The following is a 23,828-nucleotide window of genomic DNA, read 5'->3' on the forward strand; positions in this document are numbered from 1 at the left end:
TCGCCCCCACTTTTACTAAAAAATACAGCTTAGTTACGCACAATAAACTTAGGGGCTGTAGTCAGATCTTCGCGGGTAACATCGACGCGGAGCTGTTGCTTATCGCTGGTGCCTGTCCGGGTGACATTGTCCCAGCCGATAGCTACATCCTTCTGGCCCATACCCAGAAAACCGCCAACGCTGACGATGATCGCCACGATATGACCATTCTCATCAATGACCAGATCATCTACTTTGCCGATGTCTTCATTGTCGTTAGTCCGAACTTCGGTACCAATAAGATTGCTGGCGTGCATACCATTAGCGGGTATTTTGTCGATATGACCTCGGTTTTGCATACGGTTCTGACCGTAGGTATTTTTACGATCAGTGTTGTTATAAGCATCAGACTGCTTGGCATCCTGCGCACGTGGATTGGTTTGTTGTTGCTGATGCTGCTGTTGTTGCTGCTGACGATCCCTGTTATCAGTATTTGACTGCTGTGCCATGACAGAGCTGGCACCTAAGGTTATCGCAGGGGTAACCAATGCATAAAAGACGATTGAGTGTAAGTTTTTCATATGAAGCTCCTTCGGTATAACATTGTACTTCGGACAAGATGTCCTATAACCGTTTCATCACAGCTAGCCTCCCTGGCATCATTACCAAAAAGGGGCTGAATCGCCATCAGATATGGCATTCAGGATGAATTTTCAGCTTACGCTTAAGCCAAAGTGGTGTCGGTGCGATGGCGCGCATACAGGGTCTTTATGCAACAGATTTCCACTTTTTCAGATAAAAAAAGCCCGGCATTTACGGCCGGGCAAAGGGGCTTGCTTTAGTGACTAGGTGCGAGCGTTTTTCTGACCTGGGATCTGATTTTTGTCAGAGTCCATATCGGGTTGTTGTTTAGATGGCTTATTTTTATCTCGTTGATCTTTGTAGCCACCTTGACGTTTTTCTTCATCCATTGCTGGACGTTCATTCTGATTTTTCTGGTTAGCCATGATAGGCCTCCTGATAGTTAATTAAGCAACCCGTTCAGCTGAATGCTGAACAACGGTTTACATCACCTGGCGTAGTAAGACTCGACAGTTGAATTCCAGCTTGGATCCGCCATATTTGGCCAATTATCTTTGTCGAAACCAGGGGCATTTTTAATGCGATCGGCATCAACATCCAGCAGAAAACGCTTGTTGTGTGCATCCAGCGTGAAGGCTTTCCATGGCACAGCAAACAGGCGATCCCCCATACCCAGGAAGCCACCTGATGACAGCACCGCATAACGAATAGTGCCATCATTAACATCAAGCATGATGTCCTGGATTTTACCCAGCTTCTCATCTTGCATATTGCACACTTCATCGCCGGTAATACTGTCGGCACTCAGTAAATGACCTGAGCCCGGCATGTTATCAGCCGCGGCAAGGCCGCTATTAGCTTGGTTCGTTGCAAAGTTCATTTTGATTCCTTCTTGGTTTTGCTGTTAATATCCTTTAACACAGCGTCATTCTTGCCGCCCTGTTTATCAGCTTTGGTTTTTGGCTCCGGGCCTTTGCCAGCATGCTGCTTACCGCTATCCTTAGCCTTTGCACTGTCCTTGCTGTCACTTCCTGTAGCTTGATTCGACTTCATAATCCGTGCTCCAACAAATTGATTCAGGTCTTACCTGCCTCTTGGTCTAAACCTAAACAGAGGCAGGGCGAGCTTCCTAAGATAGATGACCGTTAATACCTGGTCTGTACGCTATCTAACTTAACCAACAGAATGTCAAAAGAGCAGCAAACCAATACCTGACACCGCGGCCACAGCCCCAAAAATCAGAAACCAGATAGTGGCATCGGTGTAACGCCCTGTTACGGCTTCCTTAAACTGATCACCCAAACGTTGCGATGATCGATAGGCAAAGAAAAAAAGCACTAATGCCACAACAATTAAGACTATGGCGAACAGGTTATTATTCATCATGGGTATCTGATCCTTTGAGTGATGACACTGACTATCAGCTATTGGCTACGCTAAACCTAGCTGCACAATGGAATGTTTAACATAAGAGATGGCCATCGCCAGATCTGTACGCTAGCGAACTTAGGCCAGCATTTTTAAACAAGAAAGGAAAAAACTTGCAGGGGTCAGGCCTTGTTTTGTGCAAACAAAAACAAGGCCTTTTTAAAACACGCTATTTACTGCTGGCAGGCGCCTGCTTGCCAATAACTGCCGTCGCTGGATGATAAGGTACTGATCCCCCAGGTCGAGCCAGCTAAACTGGCATTGCTGCCAGTGGCAAAATAATCTGGCAAGAAAAAATTGCCAGTACTGTAAGCCCGCCCGGCGAGCTTGTGGCTATAGTTATTGGTAGTAAAAGCCACACAATCTGATGGTGGGGGTGCTGGGTTGCCACCATTATCACCGCCGCCATGATCACCACCATCACCCGGCCCTGTTGTACTGCAGCTTTGTGCCGGGCCAAAACAACTGGCATCGTCGTCTTGCCAGCGGCACTGATTACCGGTTATCACTTGCTCACGTAACACAAAACTGGCAGTACCATATTCCAGATAACAGTTAGCATAGTTTGTGTAGTCAAGCCGACCGGCGCTGATATGCTGATCTAAGGTGGCATTCTGGCCAGCATCTATTGTGAAGTTCAGTAGCTCTGCGCTGAATAATCCGCCCAAATCGGTGGCGGTTATTAACGCGCTTTGTGCTCCGCCTGCCAGTTGACACTGCTGTGCGCTAAATAAATCTGCATTGATAGTCGCACTCACTGTGCCGTTACTAAATTCTACAACCACAGTCTCCAAATCCCGGTTTAAATCAAACACCCGGCCGCTAACCAGCGCGCATTGACCATTTATCGCTACCGCTAACTCAGACAACTCTGGAGGCGTAGCCGGTGGCGGCGGGCCTATAAGCAGTTGTTCAGTAAAGGCGCTACTGTTAAGTCCGCCGCTATCGGTGGCGCTGACGGTCAATTGATACCAATCATCAGCTAATGGTGAACTACTCATGCTGAACTGTCCGCCGGCTGCAGGTTCAGTGGTGAACAGCTGCTGCACGCCGACACTATCGGTAAAGCTGGCGCTGATGGTTATCGCATCGCCATCCGCATCTGATGCAATACCAGTAATAGTGACCACATTGCTTTGCTTACTAACAGCGATATGACTGAGCTCAGGTGGGCTATTGCGATTAACCCGCTGGTTATTTTCTAAAAAATACTGCCCCAGGTAGCGGGCATAGTTAATACCGTTGCTATTGATATAAGAACCACTGGCTCCCTGCCCGCCTGACCAGGCATGATCAACATTATTCAGCCACAGCATAGACACTCGCCCATCCTGCCACAGGCTTTCATCTGCGGTGCGGCCGGCACCATGGCTAATCAGGTTTTCACCGCTTTGCCGATTTACATTATATAAATTGGCCATACCGTTGCCATTTTGCTCGTTGTAGCACTGGTTAACCGTAGTATCGTTACGGCCATGGGCAATAGCCGCTATCTGACTGTCGAAATAACTGGCATAGCTGCCAGCATACTGGGCACAGCGTGATGCAACGTTAGCGGTTTCACAAGGACCAATAGCTCCACTGGAGCTTGTGCCAATGCTGGGACCAGCACTAATCCCCATACCCGCAAACACATCGGGGGCCAGACAGGCGGTGGTATTAGCAAATGTTGCACCGGATGATAAACCGGCAATATACACCTGATTTGGATCGATCTGATAACTGAGATCGGCTATCAGGTTATTCGCTAAAGTAATCAGATTTTTATAATCACCAGCGTTTCTGGCCTTGGTGCCCTGCCAATAAGACCAACAACCAAAACCGGCTTTGTTCATCGCATCCGGCACTGCAATGACCAAGCCATACTGCTCAGCGGCCTGTGTTAAATTTGCGCTTAAATAAGCATCGATGGATTGGGTGCAACCATGCAGTACCACCATTAGCCCGCGCCCCTGGCCAATGGCAGAGATACTATCGGGCTTGTATATATGTACTTTATTAAAGCCACCCACGCTGACATTTTGCTGCCAACTACCGGCAATGGCTGGCTTAACAAGTAGCCCAGTGGCGAAGATTGCACAGGCCAACACAGCAGCGGCCCGGCTAAAAGCTTGAATTTTCACGTCTGTTGTTCCTTATCATTTTTATAGTTTAAGTGAACACCGCAGCGACGCTACTTCTCCTTGTTTCAATCTCTGACTCCGCTGTAGCTTGCTCCGATGCCCAATAACTATAGAGGGCATCAACCTAAAACGGCTTAGTACTTTAGTGCTGCAAGCAGTAAAACCGCGAATCATCCACGCTTGAAAGCCGTCCTATGCGTTTTTAGAGGCAAGCATTTTCTCAATAACCGGCGCCAGCACAAAAATACAGCAGTATAGCGCCGGAAATAATCCGCCCTTTGAAATAGCAGGCCATATTCCTGAAAAAGCCTGCGGTATCGGCAATGTAGATAACCACAAACAACACAAAATAAAAAAATTTAATGACTCTCATGGCATAAGCTGGATGAGATTACTTTGAAAACTATGTTAAGGCTTACAACCTCTAATAAAGTAAAAAATTGTGCTATCTAAAACTTTTAAACCATTAAAAGCAAATGCATACATCATTCCTAGCAAGGTGATTGCTATAAAAAAACCGCTTAATTATCTATGAGCAGCTTTATATTAAAATGGCGCATTGTGCACAAAATGAGTGCAAAAACCCCTAACAATATGTTTTTCATATTCTAATTTTTTTACAGTACTGCACCAATAAAAACGTCAGACTGGTAAACCCCCCTCAAAATCAGCTTATTATTCAAAAAACAAGAATAATAATTCAAAATCAGCTACCGGTGCAGTTAATTTCTTTTCATTATCAGCTTGATATCGGCACATATATTGCTCATATTTTTTGTAAACCCTGAGACAAGTAGGTAAATAATGAAGACAAATCAACTTGACGTATTTAAAAAATCAGTAGTTGCTGCAGCTGTATCATCAATGTTTTATGCACCATTAACGCTTAGTAATGAGCAAGAAGAAGTAACGGAAGAAAGCGTTGAACGCATTATGGTGACAGGTTCGCGGATTTCTCGTGATGCGAACTTAGCATCACCATCACCGGTGCAATCAATAAGTGAAGAAGATATCCGTATGTCTGGTGAGTTTTCCATAGCTGATGTGGTAAACGATATTCCGGCATTATTTTCATCAACCACAAGCCAAATGGCTAATGAAAGTGGCTTTGCCACAGGTACCAATGTGCTAAATTTGCGTAGTTTGGGTGCTAACCGAACCTTAGTGCTGGTGAATGGTAAACGCCATGTTGGTGGTACTCAGGGCTCTTCTGCGGTTGATGTTGGCTCAATACCCACTAGTTTAATCCGTCGCGTTGAAGTGCTAACGGGAGGAGCCTCTGCGGTTTATGGTGCCGATGCAGTAACTGGAGTGGTTAACTTTATTTTACGCGAAGATTTTGAAGGCTTTGAATTTGATGCACAAACCAGCGGAGCTGATGAAGGAGGAGCCCACAAGTATAAATTAGATGCCACATGGGGCACAAACTTTGCTGACAGCCGGGGTAATGTTGCAGTAAATGTGGCATACGGCAGAGATTACGGTTTACGTGCATCAGAAAGAAAAGACGGGGTTTTTATAGGTTCAGGGCGTGACTGGCTCAATCCTGATCGTCGTTTTCAAATTGGCGATTTAACGGCCAGCAACACGCCTCACTTTCATCAGTTTTATAACCCTTCACAAGGCCGTCCAAACTATGGTCTGAATATTCCTGGCACTGTTGAGGCATTTCTTAACAATTATGAAGCCGCATTTGGCAGTCGCCCTACCTTAACCTCTGCCGAGTTAGCTTTAATTAACCGTGCCGCAAATGCCCCACAACGCGCTATTTTGCCGGGTCGGACATTTCCATTTAGTTCAGGATACGGTCTGATTGCACCCGGCAATGGCTTTAATTTTGCTGGCTTTGATGAATTTACTCCCATTGATTTAAATAACAATGGTATCCCAGACTGCCTGGACTCATTTACTGGCTGGTCCTCTTCTTTTGCTCCCGGTGCTTTTGGAGCCCTGGGTGGATGTTGGACAGTTCAGGCCGATGGTACATACCGTCCGGTTAAAGATGGCTTGGTTGCCAGCCCTACTCAAGGTTTTGGCGGCGACTCCTTTGATACTATTCGTCAACAGGATAGTTATTTATTACCTCCTGAAAGACGCGTTGCGATCAATTTACTGAGTAGCTTTAATCTGACAAATGATATTGTGCTTCGGGGAGATCTGAAATTTGTCCGTCAAGAAGTAGAAAACACGTCGCAACCGACATCATTCTGGGATTTGTTACTTGGCGCACCGGACAATCCATTCCTGCCAGCATTTATACGCCCTATAGCAGAACAAACCGGAGGGGTTTCCATCACTATTGATCCCATCGGTATAGGTCAAGGATTAACCTTAGAAACCCGCGAAACCATGCGTGCCGTTGTCAGTGTAGATGGTTTTCTTAAAAATGGCTGGAGCTGGGATGCCAGTGCGGTGTATGGTCAGTTCAGCCGTGAGACACAAGGACAAAATCGTATTATTGTTGACCGGTTTATGGCAGCAATTGATGCCGTTTCTCACCCTACAACAGGCCAGGCTACTTGCCGGGTGAATGTAAACCCAGCAGCACCAGCCATGGGAACACCCTTTGATATTCCAACTTATGATCCAGGTTACTTTACCTTTACCCCAGGTGACGGCAGTTGTGTTCCTCTCAATATCTGGGCTGGCCGCAGAGGGATCACCCAACAAGCTATAGACTGGGTTACTCGCACCGAAGAAAGTAAAATTACCTTAGATCAAACCGTTTTATCTGCATCTTTAGCAGGTGATTTTGGTGATTACTTTGAACTGCCTGCTGGAAGTATTGCTTTTGCTGCGGGTGTTGAACTTCGTCGAGAAACATCCAAAGCTGAGTTTGACCCCTGGCAAAGAGGCGTTCTACCTGCGGGATCACCATTCCCTGCCGGTACAAATGTGGCCGATGTGTCGAGCAACAATAAACTTACCTTTCGTCCAGCATTAATCACTCGTAATGAAACCGGAGACTATAACGTCTATGAGGCGTTTGGCGAATTATCCATTCCCTTATTGTTTGATGCTCCCTTCGCAGAAGAACTCACTCTGGATTTAGCGGCACGAGTTTCTGATTATTCAACAATAGGCGTTACCAATACTTGGCGGGCTAATCTGTTATGGGCACCCATACAAGATCTAAGAGTGCGCACCGGTATTTCCGAAGCAGTTCGCGCACCCAATATTACCGAGCTATTTGGGCCTGAGACGGGCACAACCTTCCGTCCTGTTGACCCTTGTGATGCCGCCCAAATTAATGCAATAAGAGCAGGAAATCCTGAGCTTGCCAATAACACTCTGAGCAATTGTGTTGCCTTTTTTAATACTATTTCATTAGACCCATATGATAGTAATGGTAACTATAACTTTTCAGATCCCTTAACAGCAGCTTTCGGCGGTGTTGTTGGTGGTAACCCCAATTTGGAGGAAGAAGCAGCAAAAACAATGACTTTAGGTTTTGTATACACACCTGGTTTTCTTCCTGGTTTTAATATGAGTGTCGATTACTGGAGTATTGAATTAAAAAATGCAATCAATGCGGTAAGTGGACAAAATATAGCTGACGGTTGTTATACTGGTGCAACGTTAAACCAGCAATTTTGTCAGTTGCTCACCCGAAATTCAGACCCAAATTCCATTTTCTTTGGTGGCTTTAATTTTATGAAGTCGACTGACATCAACTTTGCTAAACGTGAAACTGCTGGTGTTGATTTCTCCGTTGGCTATACTTTTGACATTGGCGAGCATAGTTTTTCAACCCGCGTGGCAGGAACACGCTTGAATACCTTGAAAGATTTTACCAACCCTCTTGATATTAATGATGTTGACGATCGCCTAGAAGAGACTCGCAACCCAAAATTGGCTGGTAACCTAAACCTTTCCTGGAACTATCAGGACCTGCGACTGGCATGGCAAACTCAATACTACGGTAAGCAGCTATTAAGATTTGCCATAAAAGATACCTATCAGTCCTTGTATGGTGATGTGGTAATGATGCCATCAACTATGGTGCACAATCTGAACGCAAGCTATCAATTTGGCACTGAATTGATGTTGTACGGCGGTGTCAATAATGTGGGCAACGAAAAACCATTCATAACTAACTTTGCCTACCCGGCAAGCGCTCAAGGCCGAACTTTCTTTTTTGGTGTAAATATTCGAATCTAATTTTCACTATTTGACAGATAAAAAAGCTCTGGTAGATACCAGAGCTTTTTATTTACCGCTACTACACTCCAGCAAAGGCCAATAATGAGCTAATCCTTTTGTGCGGCAATCACTCTCTGAATAAACGGCGCCAGTACAAAAAAATACAGTAGTATAGCGCTGGAAATAATCAGCCCTTTGTAATACCAAGCCATATTCCTGAAAAAGCCTGCGGTATCGGCAATGTAAATAACCACAAACAACAACACAAAATAAAAAATTTTAACGACTCTCATGGCTTACCCTATGCGGCTTTCCTTTGTTGGCGGCATGACCCCGTGTCTAAGTTTCGATTGTCGCAGCAAAGAAACATTCAGAGGAAATCTAAACAGAGTAACCACACAACGGCTAAATATATGAAAATTAAACTATCCTTGTTGTTTTCACCATAAAAAACGCCAGCTAACGAAGCTGGCATTTTAGTAACCTATTCAGGCTAGGGCATTAATAACGATGAGTCAGTGTTTGTATTAAATCTCTATCCCCCGCCCTGGGTTGAATCGAAGCACAACCGTGGGTTCCATCGCAAGGCGTTGTTCTAATTCTGCTCATACTGCCACGCACATAAAGGCCAGTGCGTTGCAATTGGACCACCATATTGCTCAGCATAGTATCAGTTTTAAAGTCACGTCCAATAACCTGAATGACTTCCATATCATAAGATTGTTGTAAATCGGCCACCAATTTTGCCGCTTCTGGTTGTGGTGCCAGTGCAGCTATAGTTTCTCTTAAATAGGGCCTGGAAAGTTCATGTCCGGATAACACCAGGTTTTTAAACAGAGTAGCGGCGCCTTCCAGATCCTGAGCCGTAAATAAACCTTCTTGTTTTAATCTGGCTAACACAAACATGGCATCAACCAGTTGCGTATTGCTGGCTTTGTGCAGTAAATCCATACCAGCAGCCACGCTGTCGTCATCGGATAGCTGCAGTAGCTGCATGGCTCTTTTAAATTGCGCTGGCGAGAAATGAAGCTCAACGGCTTGCGTCAATAACGCTTCTGCCTGCTCTAGATCCTGTTCTACCACCAGGCCTTCGCGGTGCCACTCAGAAAGTAAAAAGACCGCCATCGGATGGCGATAACGAACCGCACGTTGCAAGTAACTCAGGGCCTTTTTCGGATCAGCCTCTCGCCCATCCCCTGTTGCATAAATCATACTGAGCAAGGTCATGGCTTCAAAACTACCGTACCTGGCCAGTGAATGCAGAGTCCTGATTTGCGCATTACACATGCCTTGGCTACAGCCCAAATCGCTTGGGCCATGAATATTGGTCTGAGCATGCAATGGTATAAGGGATAAAGACCCAACTAAGGTCATTGCTAACAACAGCCTGTTTATGTTCATTATCTTAAATCCTTTTTTAGGTGATTAGTTTTTAATCAGGTTAGCCCCCAAAATATATACTGTCAATATGCAAAATTTTTACATTAGTTCCTTTTATAAAGCCTGAATAGCCATTTAATCGCTAGTAGCACTGACTCTCGGGGTATCAAGGATGTGCTATATAAATCTCTCGGCTGCTATTAACGAGCAGCGAATTTTATGCTTTGCATCAACCGTTAAACCACTCGGTGAAAAGCACTTTACATTGAGCATTATAAAAAGTGATAGTGTGATCTACCTACAAAAGCCGTATGTAGTAATGGCTTTAACTGAATGTTTTTTTTGCTCCCTATACTGGAAAATTTACATGAAAAAACTCACGACATTGCTATTGTCTTTAATCACCTCTTCGCTGTTTTTTCAAACCGCATTAGCACAGGACGAAAACACCGCCTTAGTGCCCTTACCCTCACTCGAAGACTTTACCAGGGGGAAGGATGGCTGGAGCGTCGGGCTGGGTTTGGGCATTGAATACGAATCGGCCTATGAAGGATCGGACGAATTCGGTTTTGAAGTGGATCCTGCTGGGGCGGTACAATGGCGCAGCGGTAACAATATTTTCTACTGGGCCGGAGAAGCGCTGGGTTGGCGTGGTCTTCGTGCTGATATCTGGCTTTTTGAGGTGACTGTTGGCTTTGATGAGGGGCGTGAAGAGAGTGACTCCAAAAAAGGCTACTTGAATGGACTTGGAGATGGCGATGAAGGTGTTGAACTGGTACTGCAAGCGCGCCGGGCGTTCGATGCCGATTGGCGCTATTGGCTAGATGGCCGGGTGGTCACAGGTAATAAGGGTAATCTGGGTATTTTTGGTGCTGGTTGCCGCTTCGGTGACCGTAACGACGGTTCTGGCTCTGAATTTTCGGTGGTTGCAGTTTTTCACGACAGTAAGCTGGCAAATAATGAGTTTGGCATTGATGCTGTGCAATCAGCTGCATCAGGCCTGAACGAAACCTACTTAAGCAGTGGATTCCGCTCTATTGGCTTGCACTACAATTATCGGAATGTGATCAACCAAAATTGGCAGGTTTTTGCAGAGGTGCTTTATGAAGGCTACAGTAGCGAGATTAAGCGCAGCCCAATCGCACGCAGTAGCTACGAAGCGGAAGTCGGCGTAGGTTTTATTTATATATTTTAGCTTTGCCTGGCAATATAGCTGGCCACCAGGTTCAGGCCTTTCATCTTGCATATGTTAACCGATTAACTATTAACGCAAAGAACAAGGCCTGACCCCAAAGGATTATAAGCCAACTTTTGGCAGTGCTGATTCATGAATAACGGCAAAAGAATCTAAGTCGATAGTAGCGGTATAGCCTGTTCCACTGCGCTGAAATATGATCAGTATTGTGTTGTGCTGAGTTAACGTATTACCCAGTAGTGCATCAATATCCGTTAGTACTTCGGTGTAACCTGAGCCATCCGGCTTAGACAGCGCCACAGTATTCAAATCAGCGTTGGTCAAATGGCCATCGCGGTTTGTATCGCTTTTAACTACCTCGTATAAGTAGGCCAGCACAGGCTTGTCAGAACTGGCATATTGCCCGGCAGAAATAGTGACACGGCTAGTGATTAAAAATTTATTATGCTCAAACAACCAGGCTTTGTGCTCTGACTGAGTATCGATAAACAAGTAATTACGTATAGAGGATGCGGACTTACTGAAGTAAGAACGGTCATAACTTTGCTCTGAGTTTAACGGTATGACAACGTAGGTGCTTCCTTTAACTTCCGACATATGGCCTAAGCGCCAGTTTTGTTGTACTGGGGTAGACTGTTCAATATTAACAACGTTTCCAGTAGTTCTCACCCGGGTGATGTCACTGTAAATTTTGTAGCTGAAATAAACCATCAAAATCACTGCCAGGGCGCTGGCCAGAGCAATAACAACCCCATTGAAACGCCACACCCATTTAAAAAACTTACTTTCTTCCATAACGCCTCTTGGCGGCCGTGCCGCATATGCAGAGTTTAAACCCGAGTCTTTTACTAATACCTGTTAGAGGCGTTTAACGTTACGTTTAATTTACTGAAATTACAATTGGTTCAGCCGCTTTCGAATATCATGATTAAGTGCCTGCAGAAGCGGATATGTTGCTTGTTGAGTTTTAACAACTGGTTTTTGGCTAGGCTCAAGCATGCAGTGAAAACTGTATTATCAAGGGTTTGTAAATATTTAAAGTTTTAGTCAGTTTTGAGCGAATTTGTGACTTTCGCCATATTGTTAGGTCTGCAGATTATATACACTATAAACAAAGGTTTTTGGACTCCTGTATCTATCAATATGTCTAAAATACATTGGTGGAATCCAGATGCGAAAAGCATATTTTTTAGTAGTCAATCTATGCCGTGTTGAAGAAATATCCGCTTTTAGCACAACGCAGCCCTTTTTTGCGGCATATTGCATCGCTGAGCGAAAAACTTACCATGGCAACGCTGTATTGCTGTAACAGACTGAGCAAATCATTGCTTAAGCACCGCGCTGTTTTCTGTTGTATTGCCGCTGGCATGAGCTCGCTGGCTATGGTGTTACCGGATTAGCTGCGCCCTCGCCTACTACCGTATGCCAGGGTTTAACCTGCCAGCGTTTTACCAGGCCGTTAATGACATAAGGGTCTGCTTTGGCAAACGCCGCCGGAATGTCGGCACTGTCGCAATGAAACAGCAGTAATGCGCTGTCGGCAGGCTCACCCACAGCGCCAGCAAGGAACAACTCACCTCGTTCAGCCGCTTGCCATGCCAATGCCAGATGGGCCGAGCGAAACTCAGCGCGGCGTTGCAGATAATCGGCAGCGGTGTCATATATCAAAATAAAGTGCTTCATTATTAGTCCGCTTTTTTCGTTGCCTGCCAGTTAATCGCCTGCCATTGGCCATTTTTGCGGATAAAAGTACCGCTGTTTAAAAAGCGCAGGGTTTCGGTGTCTGAGATGCCAACCAGAGTAAAAGCGACAACTGCAGTATCGCCATATTGTAAAATCTGCACATCTTCACTGCTATCTCGTATGCCTATTTCACTGGGCTTTAGCTCACCACGACTGGATACCGATTGCATTAATTCAGCTTTACCAAAGCGTTTACCGGCTGAGCTGGTGTAAATTAAATCTTCAGCCCAGTATTTATTATGAATAGCCGGATCGTTACGGGTAGCGCCGTCTAAAAACTCGCTAAGTAAGGCGGTAAGCTCGGCTTTAGCAAAGGCTGGGGTAACTAAAATGACGCTGAACAGTGTCGCACTGAGTAAAGTGGCCATAGTCCGAAAGCTGGTATTCATGGTGGGTCCCTAGTAAGCGCTTGTTGTTAAACGTTAAGCTATCACAGAATCTGAATTTAAAGTAACCACGGTTGCAGATTTTGTATCATCTTTACCTTAATCATTACTGGCTAAATCCGGTTTAAACTGTTGCAAGATTACCTGAGCTTGTCAGGCAGATCGGCACCAATAAAAAAGACGCCGCAGCGTCTTTTTTGTACCGGTAACAAACAGCTTACATGCTGATGCCACCGTCGATTTCTATTACCCGGCCGGTAAAAAAGTCGTTTTCAAAAATGTATTTAGCGGTGTGAGCTATTTCGCTGGCTTCGCCTAAACGCCCTACAGGCTTCATTTTTTCTAAGCGATCACGGGCTTCTGGCTTCATGGCATCGGTCATGGCCGTGCGAATAACGCCGGGGGCGATAGCGCCTACCCGGATACCGTAACGGCCTAGCTCGCGCGCCCAGGTGACTGTCATGGCGACCACACCGGCTTTAGAGGCGGCATAATTGGTTTGCCCCATATTACCGCCACGGGCTACGCTTGACATATTGATGATGACGCCCTTAGTGCCGCGTTTCACCATAGCGGCAGCGGCTTCGCGGCCACACAAAAATACCCCGGTCAGGTTAACGTCAATCACCGACTGAAACTGGGCTAAAGGCATTTTGCTGACCAGCTCGCCATCTTTATATTTCAGCAGCAGGCCATCACGCAAAATACCGGCATTGTTAATCAGACCATCTATGCCGTTAAAATCGCTGTCGATTTGCGCAAAGGTCGCCTCAACCTGCGCCTCATCTGCCACATTCGCGCTATAAGTGTTAACTGTAGTGCTGGCAGACAGCTCAGCTTTGGCCGCCGCTAATTGCTCAGCATTCATATCAATTAACGCCAGTTTAGCGCCTTCAGCAGCACACATGCGGGCCATTTCCAGGCCCAGGCCCTGAGCGCCACCGGTGATGACTATGGTTTTGTTTTTCAGGTTCATTTATCTACCTTAATTTTCAAGTATTATTCTGCACCAACAGCCGCAGTAGCGGATACGGATGTACTTTTTTCTGAGACCGTTACAGGCCATGGATGGCCGGACAAATTCGTCAGGAACGAATTTGAACAGCTCCGCTGGCCCGCGAGGGTGAACTTCACGGATGAAGTTCATAATCGAGCCCCATGGATGGTTTATGGCGTGTCTCAGAAAAAATGTACGCAGTAGCAGCGGGCCACTACTACTTAATTATCTATTCTTATTTTCAAACATCTGAAAAATACTGGAAAAATCCAGTTTGCCATTACCTGCCCGCTGATGCGTGACATATAAATTACGTGCCAGCGCCCCCATCGGCGTACTGCTATTACTTTGTGTGGCCGCTTCCAACGCCAGGCCCAGATCTTTAGCCATTAAATCGACCATAAAACCGCCCTGATAGCCGTTAGAGGATGGCACATTAGGCAACACATCCGGACAAGGGTTATACAGCTCTAAGGTCCAGTTACGACCAGAGCTTTTCAGCATAATGTCTGACAGCACTTTAGGATCCAGGCCATTATCCACACCCATTTGCAGCGCTTCTGAAGTGCCCACCATTAAAATACTCAGCAGCATATTGTTACAGATTTTCGCCACCTGACCGGCGCCGACAGCACCGGCATGAAACAGGTTTTTACCCATGTTTGCCAGCACCGTTTTAGCCCGCTCAAAGTGCGCGTCTTCACCGCCGACAATAAAGGTTAAGGTGCCGGCTTTTGCGCCACCCACGCCACCAGAAACCGGTGCATCGATAAAGGCGATCCCCTTTGCAGCTAAACCCGCCCCTACCTTGCGCGCACTGTCAGCATCAATAGTAGAGCAATCTATTACCAGCGCAGTGTTGCTGATGCTGGCTGTTATGCCCTGCTCGCCTAAATATAAGCCCAGTACATGCTTGCCGGCTGGCAGCATAGAAATAACAAATTCCGCCCCAGCTACCGCCTGTGCAGCAGAGCTTGCGGTAGCGGCGCCTTCTGCCTTTAACTGCGCCAAAGCCTCAGCTGATAAATCAAAGGCCGTGACCTGATGTCCGGCTTTGACTAAATTGATGGCCATAGGGCCACCCATATTTCCTAAACCGATAAATGCAACCTTAGCCATCTTTGATCCCTTATCGTTATGGTGTAATTAATTCTCGGACAAACCCAGGGTACGAAGCGGATGCGCCGCTGCGGGCCAGGGTGAGCTAAATAGCATTTCAATCACCTCTGCCGGCACCTGCTCTACCGTTTTATAACGCCAGTTGGGGGTTAAGTCCTTATCAATCAATAAGGCGCGCACCCCTTCCTGAAACTCGCCCAGCTGACCACATTGCACACTCAAGCCCAGCTCCAGCCTGAAACTGTCTGCCAGAATTTTAGTCTGGCCCAGCTGCAGCAAGCGAAACACTAGATGCGCGGTAATAGGGCTACCATAAGCCAGCGATTCTTTCGCCTTCACCAGCCATTTGTCGTCGCCTTGCATCGCATTAATGGCGCTGATGACATCCGCCAGGCTTGGCTGTTTTGCCAGGGCACTGATTGCCGACTGATGCGGACGGATTTGACTGAGCGGCAACAAGGTACGACAAGGCTGCTCAATCAGTCGCAGCGCATCAGCCAACTTTTGATGGTTCAGCGCCACGGTATTACCCCAGCCGATATGCTGCAAGGCTGTCACTACCGCGGCCTTTTTGTCATGACTGATAAAGTGATCTGCCAGGCCAATAAATTTGGCATCGGCCGCATTAATAGAAGCACCGGTTAAGCCCAAAAACAGCCCGCAGCCCTCAGGCATACGGTTTAAAAACCAGCTGGCACCGACATCAGGGTACAAACCAATCGCCATCTCAGGCATAGCAATACGGCTACTGGCAGTGACCACCCGATGCGAAGCGCCCGCCATCAGGCCTAAACCGCCGCCCATCACTATGCCATTCCCCCACACCAGCACTGGCTTATCGAAGGTATGAATCAGGTAGTCCAGCGTATATTCTTTGGTGAAGAACTCTTCCACATAAGGGTGATAATATTCCGGGCTGTCTTTCATCGCCTGATATAAATCACGAATATCACCACCGGCACAAAAGGCTTTATCACCGGCGCCCTCAATCATGACCATGGCAATGTCGGGGTTCGCCTTCCAGGCCAGCATTTGTGGCAATAACGACTCCACCATCGGTAAACTTAACGCATTTAACGATTTTTCAGAATTAAGAGTCGCAATAGCAATTTTTTTGCCATTGTCAGCCGTAAGTTCCTGATATAACACTACGTCTGTACTCATATTAGTCACCCATTAACCCAGTTAGCCTGGCGTTTTTCTAAAAAGGCTTGCACCCCTTCCACCTGATCTTTGCTGTCAAACAGCCCGACAAATAACTCACGCTCCAATGGCAGCGCACTGTTAATGCTGTTACTGCGGCCCTGCTGGATCAATTTTTTACAAGCCGTTACCGCTACCGGACTTTGCGCAGCCACTTTTTCAGCCAGCGCCAGCGCCGCATCTAAAGCGCCGCCCTGAGCAACAACCTCTTCCACCAGGCCTATGTGCAGTGCTTTATCAGCCGTTAAGCGCTCCCCGCATAAGATCATCCGCTTTGCCCAGCCTTCACCTACCAGCCAGGCCAGATTTTGGGTGCCACCCGCGCAAGGTAATAACCCCACTTTGGCCTCTGGCAGCGCCATTTGTGCTTGTTGCTCCGCAATACGAATATCACAGGCCAGCGCCACTTCAAGACCGCCGCCCATGGCATAACCATTAATGGCGGCAATAGACACGCCCCGAAACGCACTCAGTGTTTCAAAGGCTTCACCAAAAATACGTGCCATGTCGCTGGCTACCGCTTTATCACCATCGGCAAATAATTTTAAATCAGCACCGGCAGAGAAAAACTTCTCGCCCTCGCCGGTGATAACTAACGCATAAATGTTTTTGTCATCCTCCAGGCTTTTCACCGCATCACGCAACTGCGTAAGGGTATCGCGGGTCCAGGTATTGGCTGGCGGATTCGCCATAGTAATGAGTGCCGTGTGGCCGCGTTTTTCTAATTTTAATTGCGCCATGCCCGTCTCCTTTACAGAATATCGCCTGCAGCTTCATCCAATAAACGCCGACCGATAATCAGCCGCATGATTTCATTGGTGCCTTCTAAAATCTGATGCACCCGAACATCACGGAAATGCCGCTCCAGTGGATACTCTTTAATGTAACCATAACCACCGTGCAGCTGCAGCGCCTGGTCACATACCGCAAAACCGACGTCAGTGGCAAAACGCTTGGCCATGGCGCAGTAAGCGGTGGCTTCGCTATCTTTTTGGTCCAGTTTAAAGGCCGCTAAACGCACTAACTGCCTTGCTGCCACCAGCTCGGTGGCCATATCTGCCAGCTTAAACTGCAGTGCCTGAAACGCGGCTAATGGCTTGCCAAATTGCTGGCGTTCCAGCATATAGTTACGGGCGGTGTTTAGCGCTTGTTGCGCGGTACCAATAGAACAGGTGGCGATATTAATGCGGCCACCGTCCAGGCCTTTCATGGCAAAGCCAAAACCTTCGCCTTCGTTGCCCAGCAAATAGTGGGCAGGAATACGCACATCTTCAAAAGTAATTAAGCGGGTTGGCTGAGCGTTCCAGCCCATTTTTTCTTCTGCTTTGCCGTAAATAACGCCTTTAGCATCGGCCGGCACGATAAAAGCTGAAATGCCTTTGGGGCCAGCTTCACCGGTACGGGCCATCACGACTAATACTTCGGTTTCACCAGCACCAGAGATAAACATTTTAGAGCCATTTAACACATAGTCACTGCCGTCTTTTTTGGCAGAAGTGCGCAAACCCGCCGCATCTGAACCTGAGCCTGGCTCAGTTAAGCAGTAAGATGCCAGCTTCTGGCCGGTGACTAAATGCTCTACCCACTCGGCTTTCGCATCACTGGTACCCCAGGTTGCGATCATCCAGGTCGCCATATTGTGAATAGTCAGCATGGCAGTCGTGGCAGTACAGCCCATCGCCAGTTGCTCAAAAATAATCGACGAATCTAAGCGCGACAAGCCCATACCACCGTCATCTTCTGTCGTATACAGTGAGCAAAAGCCCAGCTCACCGGCTTTTTGAATCACGTCTTTGGGGAAATGATGATCACGATCCCACTGCGCAGCATATGGCGCCAGCTCTTGCTCGGCAAACTGTTTGGCTACATCAACAAAGGCTTGTTGGTCTTCGGTTAAATTGAAATTCATTGCTACATCCTGATTTAAATCCGATGTCTGATGAGGACTGCAGACTTTGCTAAGCCGACCGTTGCAGCCTTCATCCAAAAGGCTTAACGATATGTTAAGCCTGTCTTATCGCTGTTATTAACGCAGGTTAATCGACATATTCGGGCCAGATACCGGAATATCGTCATCAAACCAGCGGGCAGTAATAGTTTTGGTCTCGGTGTAAAAACGCACCGCCTGCTTACCATAAGCATGCTGATCACCGTAGAAAGAGCCTTTCCAACCGGTGAACGAGAAAAACGGCAGTGGCACCGGAATAGGAATGTTAATGCCTACCTGACCGACTTCCACTTCATGCTGATACTTACGGGCAGCGGCACCGCTGGCGGTAAAGATAGAAGTACCGTTACCGTATGGGCTGTCATTCACTACTTTTAATGCCTCAGCCAGTGAATCTACCTGCATAGTGGTTAATACCGGGCCAAAGATTTCCTGCTTGTAAATTTCCATGTCGGTAGTGACGTTACTAAACACCGTTGGACCAACCCAGTTACCGTTCGGGTAACCTTCGACGGTGCAGTTTGAGCCATCCAGCACACAGGTCGCGCCTTCTTTTTTACCCTGCTCAATTAACGACAACACCCGGGCGCGCGCCTGTGGGCTGATTTGCGGGCCATAAGCGGCGTTCGGATCGGTGTACACACCTGGCCGTACTTTGCCAATGGCAGCTGCTACGTCCGGGATCCACTCGGCAGCTGCGCCGACAAACACCGCCACTGATATCGCCATACAGCGCTGACCGGCCGCGCCGACAGAAGCACCGACTAAGGCATTTACTACCTGCTGCTTATTGGCATCCGGCATAATCACCATATGGTTTTTCGCGCCGGCAAAGGCTTGTACCCGCTTTAAATTATCGGTACCGGTTTTGTAAATGTACTGGCCCACGTTGACTGAGCCAACAAAAGAAATCGCTTTAATATCCGGGTGGTGCAGTATCGCATCCACCTGCTCTTTGGCGCCGTGCACTACCTGCAACACGCCTTTGGGCGCGCCGGCTTTCACAAACAGCTCGGCAATTTTGTTAACCGTCATCGGATCTTGCTCAGACGGTTTTAAGATAAAGGTATTACCGCAGGCAATGGCCATCGGGAACATCCACAGCGGGATCATCGCCGGAAAGTTAAAAGGGGTAATACCGGCACAAACGCCAAGCGGCTGAATGTAGCTGTAGGTGTCAATGCTGCGCGCCACGTTTTCCACGGTTTCGCCCATCATTAATGACGGGATATTGGCCGCCTGCTCTACTACTTCAATACCGCGCCAAACATCGCCTTTGGCATCTTCTACCGTTTTGCCTAATTCCTGACAGATAATGTCGGCAATTTCGCCCTGGTGCTCTTTTAATAAATGGGCAAAGCGCATCATTAAACGGGCGCGCTCTGATACGGGCACTTCTTTCCAGGTTAAAAAGGCCGCTTTGGCCGACTCTACCGCCCGGGTCATTTCTTCAGGCGTGGCACAAGGTACCTGCGCTATCACTTCCTGGGTAGCCGGGTTGGTGACGGGGATCAGTTTGTCACTGTTTGAAGTGACGAACTCGCCGTCGATAAAATGTTTGACCTGTTGTGTCATCTTGCTTCTCCCGGTTGTTTGGGTGTACCGCTGGCGTATTGTCTGTTTAATAATCTCAGCCAGCGGTTCAAAAAAATATTGTTTAATTCACTTCTATCGCTAAGGCTACAGCTTCACCGCCACCGATACACAGTGAGGCGACACCTTTACTCAAGCCGCGGTGTCGCAGTGCATGAATAAGGGTTACCAGGATGCGGGCACCTGACGCGCCTATCGGGTGGCCCAGGGCGCACGCGCCGCCATTGACGTTGACTTTAGCTTGATCAAGGCCCAGCTCATTCACCGCCAGCATGGTGACCATGGCAAAGGCTTCGTTAATTTCCCACAGATCAACCTGCTGTTTATGCCAACCGGCTTTTTGCAAGACTTTTTGCATAGCGCCCACCGGTGCTACGGTAAATAAAGCGGGTTCCATGGAATGCGTGGCATGTGCGATAACCCGGGCCAGTACCTTAGCGCCCTGGGCTTTAGCGTCTGCTTCGCGCATCAGCACCAGCGCGGCTGCGCCATCAGAGATGGAGCTGGAATTAGCCGCAGTAATGGTACCGTCTTTAGCAAAAGCCGGGCGTAAGCTGGGGATTTTATCCAGTTTGGCATTGCCTGGCTGCTCATCCACCTTAAAGATCACTTCGCCTTTACGGGTTTGAAAACTTACCGGGGCAATTTCGGCATCAAAAGCACCGCTGGCAATCGCTTGCTGGGCACGGGTGGTGGATTGTACGGCAAAGGCATCCATCTGCTCGCGGGTGATGCCTTTTTCGTCTGCAGTGCCCTGGGCAAAACAGCCCATGGCTTTGCCGTCATAAGCATTTTCCAGGCCGTCCAGCATCATATGATCTTTCATCTCGCCATGGCCCATCCGGTAGCCGCTACGAGCTTTAGGCAGTAAATAGGGCGCGTTTGACATTGACTCCATACCACCGGCTACCACCACATCGGCGCTGCCTGCTTTCAGTAAATCGCTGGCCAGCATCACGGCTTTCAAGCCTGAGCCACATACTTTATTAATGGTAGTCGCACCGGCGCTTAGCGGTAAGCCGGCTTTTAAGGTGGCCTGACGGGCCGGAGCCTGGCCTAAACCGGCTGGCAGCACGTTACCCATAATGACTTCGCTGACTTTATCGCCGCTGATGCCCGCCTGCTCTAATGCCGCTTTAATAGCAGTCGCGCCCAATACCGTAGCATCGACATCGGTTAAGCCGCCCATAAAACCGCCCATGGCGGTGCGCTTAGCTGCCACTATGACGATATGATCTGCGTTATGTTGTTCTTTGTTGTCAGAAGCCATTTTTCTCTCCTACAAAGGTTGGCCTGAAAAGATGCCCAAGAGCCTACACCAAATTTACGTTTACGCCAACGTCAACCTAATAACACTATGGTAGTGTAGCCCCTCAAGGGTTCAAAATACTGTACAGTCTACTGCAGCTATTTTGGCATCTTAGCTTTACAAAGCGGGCAAATTTGCTGTTTCAGCCCAGAGCGCCACCTGCCAACAGCTTTACCTTTACGTAAACTTCACTTATAGTTGCTGGCGTTTTTCGGGAAGGCGACCATGACAGAAAAAGACGAGAAAACCTACAGTATCAGCGAGCTAGCGAAGGAATTTGATATTACCACGCGCAGTATTCGCTTCTATGAAGATCAGGGCCTAATTACACCACAACGCAGTGGTCAGACTCGTATTTATTCTAAGCGGGATCGGGTGCGCCTGAAACTTATTCTGCGCGGTAAACGACTGGGCTTTAGCCTGTCCGAAACCGGCCAATTGTTTGAGCTGTACGATGCCGATAAAAGCAGCGTGACCCAGCTGAATACCATGCTAAAACTTATTGAACATAAAAAGGCCGAGCTTCATCAGCAACTGGACGATATCAAAGTGGTGCTGATGGAACTGGTGACGGTAGAAAAACGCTGCCGTGACACCCTGGCAAGTGCCAAACAATCAAAAAGCGGCTCAGCACTCTAAGGCTGCAGCGGCGAACAGCAACGGGGAATTATCATGATTAGCAGTTATAAAGGTTTAAACTTCGACTTGGGCGAAACCGTAGACATGATCCGCGAGCAGGTGAACGCCTTTGCCCGTGAAGAAATCGCCCCGCGTGCCGAGCACATTGATCAGGTTAACGAATTTCCAAATGAGTTATGGCGTAAATTTGGTGACTTAGGCCTGCTGGGCATCACCGTTGATGAACAATACGGCGGCTCGGGCCTGGGTTACTTAGAGCATGTGGTGGCGCTGGAAGAAATCAGCCGCGCCTCGGCTTCGGTCGGTTTATCCTACGGTGCGCACTCTAATTTGTGTGTGAATCAGATTTTCCGCAACGGTACTGAAGCACAAAAAATGAAGTACCTGCCAAAACTCTGCTCTGGTGAACATATTGGCGCCCTGGCCATGAGCGAGCCTAATGCCGGCTCGGATGTGGTCAGCATGAAGCTGCGCGCCGAGAAAAAAGGCGATATCTACATTTTAAACGGCAATAAAATGTGGATCACCAACGGCCCTGACGCCCACACCTATGTCATTTACGCTAAAACCGATATTAACGCCGGCAGCAAAGGCATTACTGCTTTTATCGTTGAGCGCGGCACTAAAGGCTTCAGCACAGCGCAGAAGCTGGACAAATTAGGGATGCGCGGCTCTAACACCTGTGAGCTGGTATTTGAAGATTGCGAAGTACCAGCCGAGAACGTGCTGGGCCAGGTGGGCGGTGGCGTTAAAGTGTTAATGAGCGGCCTGGATTACGAGCGTGTCGTTCTGGCTGCAGGCCCACTGGGCATTATGCAAGCCTGTATGGATGTCGTCGTACCTTATATTCACGACCGCAAACAGTTTGGTCAGGCGATTGGGGAATTCCAACTGGTACAGGGCAAACTAGCCGATATGTACACCCAGATGAATGCCGCCAAATCTTATGTATATACCGTCGCTAAAGCGTGCGATCGCGGTGAAACCACCCGTAAAGATGCCGCAGCGGTCATTTTATACTCGGCTGAGCTGGCCACCAAGATGGCGCTGGATGCCATCCAGTTGTTGGGCGGCAATGGCTATATTAACGAATACCCTACCGGCCGTTTATTACGGGATGCCAAGCTGTATGAAATTGGTGCCGGCACCTCAGAAATCCGCCGCATGTTAATTGGCCGCGAGTTATTTACTGAGTCGAACTAATATGACCAAGATCGCTAGCAAAATTAATCCGCGTACTGAAGAATTTCAGAAAAACGCCACTGCTATGCAAGCGGTGGTGGACGATTTGAACAGCAAAGTACAACAAATTAAACTCGGTGGTGGTGAGGCATTAATTGCCCGCCATACGGCCCGTGGCAAATTGTTTGTGCGTGAGCGTATTCAAAAGCTACTTGACCCCGGTTCACCGTTTTTAGAAGTGGGCCAGTTTGCCGGCTGGGAATGCTACGACGACTATGTGCCTAGCGCAGGCGTAGTAGCCGGTATTGGCCGGGTCAGTGGCGTTGAATGCATGATTGTCGCCAACGACGCCACCGTGAAAGGCGGCACTTACTACCCACTTACCGTTAAAAAACACCTAAGGGCGCAGGAAATAGCCGAGCGCTGTCACCTGCCCTGTATTTATCTGGTGGACTCCGGTGGCGCTAACCTGCCACGCCAGGATGAGGTGTTCCCCGATAAACTGCACTTTGGCCGCATTTTCTTTAATCAGGCCAATATGTCAGCCAAAGGCATTCCGCAAATTGCCGTTGTCATGGGCCTGTGTACCGCCGGTGGTGCTTATGTACCGGCGATGGCCGATGAAAGCATTATTGTCAAAGATCAGGGCACCATCTTTTTAGCCGGCCCGCCGCTGGTCAAAGCCGCCACCGGTGAAGAAGTGTCGGCCGAAGAGCTGGGCGGTGCTGATGTGCACTGTAAAATCTCCGGCGTGGCTGATCACTATGCATTAAATGACGAGCATGCGCTGCAACTGGCGCGCAATGCAGTATCGCGTTTAAACCGCCCTGCCGCCCAGGCCATGGATGCGAAAGCGCTGCAAGAGCCGCTGTATGACGC

Annotated in this window: 24 protein-coding genes; 5 read left to right on the forward strand and 19 right to left on the reverse strand. The window is 48.0% G+C overall.

Annotation, left to right across the window (positions count from 1 at the left end; genetic code table 11):
- Positions 1 to 29: 29 nt before the first annotated feature.
- From V7D78_RS04405 to V7D78_RS04435, 7 genes are all read right to left on the reverse strand, one after another.
- The gene (locus V7D78_RS04405) at positions 30 to 560 is read right to left on the reverse strand and encodes a PRC-barrel domain-containing protein (RefSeq protein WP_333607219.1); all 531 of its coding nucleotides are present in this window, start codon (positions 558 to 560) and stop codon (positions 30 to 32) included.
- A 264-nt stretch (positions 561 to 824) separates the two neighbouring features.
- Positions 825 to 986, reverse strand: coding sequence for a hypothetical protein (locus V7D78_RS04410; RefSeq protein WP_333607220.1), 162 nt, complete (start codon positions 984 to 986; stop codon positions 825 to 827).
- Positions 987 to 1,048: 62 nt separating this feature from the next.
- Positions 1,049 to 1,441, reverse strand: coding sequence for a PRC-barrel domain-containing protein (locus V7D78_RS04415; RefSeq protein ID WP_442886498.1), 393 nt, complete (start codon positions 1,439 to 1,441; stop codon positions 1,049 to 1,051).
- Positions 1,438 to 1,614, reverse strand: a complete 177-nt coding sequence (locus V7D78_RS04420) for a hypothetical protein (RefSeq protein ID WP_333607221.1) — start codon at positions 1,612 to 1,614, stop codon at positions 1,438 to 1,440. The genes V7D78_RS04415 and V7D78_RS04420 overlap by 4 nt, the downstream gene beginning before the upstream one ends.
- A 135-nt stretch (positions 1,615 to 1,749) precedes the next feature.
- Positions 1,750 to 1,947, reverse strand: a complete 198-nt coding sequence (locus V7D78_RS04425; RefSeq protein ID WP_333607222.1) for a DUF3185 family protein — start codon at positions 1,945 to 1,947, stop codon at positions 1,750 to 1,752.
- 215 nt (positions 1,948 to 2,162) lie between these two features.
- Entirely contained in the window at positions 2,163 to 4,112 is a 1,950-nt protein-coding gene (locus V7D78_RS04430; RefSeq protein ID WP_333607223.1) for an extracellular catalytic domain type 1 short-chain-length polyhydroxyalkanoate depolymerase, read from the reverse strand.
- A 220-nt stretch (positions 4,113 to 4,332) separates the two neighbouring features.
- A complete protein-coding gene (locus V7D78_RS04435; protein WP_333607224.1) occupies positions 4,333 to 4,485 on the reverse strand; it encodes a hypothetical protein in 153 nt (50 codons plus the stop codon).
- Positions 4,486 to 4,916: 431 nt separating this feature from the next.
- Here V7D78_RS04435 and V7D78_RS04440 point away from each other — a divergent pair, with 431 nt between their 5' ends.
- The gene (locus V7D78_RS04440; RefSeq protein ID WP_333607225.1) at positions 4,917 to 8,273 is read left to right on the forward strand and encodes a TonB-dependent receptor domain-containing protein; all 3,357 of its coding nucleotides are present in this window, start codon (positions 4,917 to 4,919) and stop codon (positions 8,271 to 8,273) included.
- An 89-nt stretch (positions 8,274 to 8,362) separates the two neighbouring features.
- Here V7D78_RS04440 and V7D78_RS04445 read toward each other — a convergent pair whose 3' ends face one another.
- Together V7D78_RS04445 and V7D78_RS04450 are read right to left on the reverse strand one after the other, a co-directional pair.
- Positions 8,363 to 8,548, reverse strand: a complete 186-nt coding sequence (locus tag V7D78_RS04445) for a hypothetical protein (protein ID WP_333607226.1) — start codon at positions 8,546 to 8,548, stop codon at positions 8,363 to 8,365.
- Positions 8,549 to 8,756: 208 nt separating this feature from the next.
- Entirely contained in the window at positions 8,757 to 9,656 is a 900-nt protein-coding gene (locus V7D78_RS04450; RefSeq protein WP_333607227.1) for a tetratricopeptide repeat protein, read from the reverse strand.
- A gap of 346 nt (positions 9,657 to 10,002) precedes the next feature.
- On the opposite strand from V7D78_RS04450, the gene V7D78_RS04455 reads away from it, so the two are divergent.
- Positions 10,003 to 10,830, forward strand: a complete 828-nt coding sequence (locus V7D78_RS04455) for a MipA/OmpV family protein (protein WP_333607228.1) — start codon at positions 10,003 to 10,005, stop codon at positions 10,828 to 10,830.
- 102 nt (positions 10,831 to 10,932) lie between these two features.
- Here V7D78_RS04455 and V7D78_RS04460 read toward each other — a convergent pair whose 3' ends face one another.
- From V7D78_RS04460 to V7D78_RS04505, 10 genes are all read right to left on the reverse strand, one after another.
- Positions 10,933 to 11,625: a hypothetical protein gene (locus V7D78_RS04460; RefSeq protein ID WP_333607229.1), complete on the reverse strand. Its 693-nt coding sequence runs from the start codon at positions 11,623 to 11,625 to the stop codon at positions 10,933 to 10,935.
- Between the two features lie 585 nt (positions 11,626 to 12,210).
- Entirely contained in the window at positions 12,211 to 12,513 is a 303-nt protein-coding gene (locus V7D78_RS04465; RefSeq protein WP_333607230.1) for a YciI-like protein, read from the reverse strand.
- Positions 12,514 to 12,515: 2 nt separating this feature from the next.
- Complete coding sequence (locus V7D78_RS04470) at positions 12,516 to 12,962, reverse strand: nuclear transport factor 2 family protein (protein ID WP_333607231.1); 447 nt, start codon at positions 12,960 to 12,962, stop codon at positions 12,516 to 12,518.
- A 214-nt stretch (positions 12,963 to 13,176) separates the two neighbouring features.
- Positions 13,177 to 13,935 carry an SDR family oxidoreductase gene (locus tag V7D78_RS04475; RefSeq protein WP_333607232.1) on the reverse strand — a complete coding sequence of 253 codons (759 nt, stop codon included), beginning with the start codon at positions 13,933 to 13,935 and terminating at the stop codon, positions 13,177 to 13,179.
- A 246-nt stretch (positions 13,936 to 14,181) separates the two neighbouring features.
- Entirely contained in the window at positions 14,182 to 15,075 is an 894-nt protein-coding gene (gene mmsB / locus V7D78_RS04480) for a 3-hydroxyisobutyrate dehydrogenase (protein ID WP_333607233.1), read from the reverse strand.
- A 27-nt stretch (positions 15,076 to 15,102) separates the two neighbouring features.
- Positions 15,103 to 16,239, reverse strand: coding sequence for an enoyl-CoA hydratase/isomerase family protein (locus V7D78_RS04485; RefSeq protein ID WP_333607234.1), 1,137 nt, complete (start codon positions 16,237 to 16,239; stop codon positions 15,103 to 15,105).
- A gap of 5 nt (positions 16,240 to 16,244) precedes the next feature.
- A complete protein-coding gene (locus V7D78_RS04490) occupies positions 16,245 to 17,018 on the reverse strand; it encodes an enoyl-CoA hydratase (RefSeq protein ID WP_333607235.1) in 774 nt (257 codons plus the stop codon).
- 11 nt (positions 17,019 to 17,029) lie between these two features.
- On the reverse strand, positions 17,030 to 18,187 hold the full coding sequence (locus tag V7D78_RS04495; protein WP_333607236.1) for an acyl-CoA dehydrogenase family protein: 1,158 nt from the start codon (positions 18,185 to 18,187) through the stop codon (positions 17,030 to 17,032).
- A gap of 117 nt (positions 18,188 to 18,304) precedes the next feature.
- Positions 18,305 to 19,801 carry a CoA-acylating methylmalonate-semialdehyde dehydrogenase gene (locus V7D78_RS04500; protein WP_333607237.1) on the reverse strand — a complete coding sequence of 499 codons (1,497 nt, stop codon included), beginning with the start codon at positions 19,799 to 19,801 and terminating at the stop codon, positions 18,305 to 18,307.
- 82 nt (positions 19,802 to 19,883) lie between these two features.
- The gene (locus V7D78_RS04505) at positions 19,884 to 21,089 is read right to left on the reverse strand and encodes a thiolase family protein (RefSeq protein ID WP_333607238.1); all 1,206 of its coding nucleotides are present in this window, start codon (positions 21,087 to 21,089) and stop codon (positions 19,884 to 19,886) included.
- Positions 21,090 to 21,353: 264 nt separating this feature from the next.
- Between V7D78_RS04505 and V7D78_RS04510 the strand changes: the two genes are divergently transcribed.
- The 3 genes from V7D78_RS04510 to V7D78_RS04520 form a co-directional block, all read left to right on the forward strand.
- On the forward strand, positions 21,354 to 21,767 hold the full coding sequence (locus V7D78_RS04510) for a MerR family transcriptional regulator (protein WP_333607239.1): 414 nt from the start codon (positions 21,354 to 21,356) through the stop codon (positions 21,765 to 21,767).
- A 33-nt stretch (positions 21,768 to 21,800) separates the two neighbouring features.
- A complete protein-coding gene (locus tag V7D78_RS04515) occupies positions 21,801 to 22,970 on the forward strand; it encodes an isovaleryl-CoA dehydrogenase (RefSeq protein ID WP_333607240.1) in 1,170 nt (389 codons plus the stop codon).
- A 1-nt stretch (position 22,971) separates the two neighbouring features.
- Positions 22,972 to 23,828, forward strand: an 857-nt coding sequence (locus tag V7D78_RS04520) for a carboxyl transferase domain-containing protein (protein WP_333607241.1), incomplete at its 3' end; no start/stop codon positions are given.

Origin of the sequence: Arsukibacterium sp. (genome assembly GCF_036735525.1) — a bacterium.
In the GTDB taxonomy this organism is placed as follows: Bacteria; Pseudomonadota; Gammaproteobacteria; order Enterobacterales; family Alteromonadaceae; genus Alishewanella.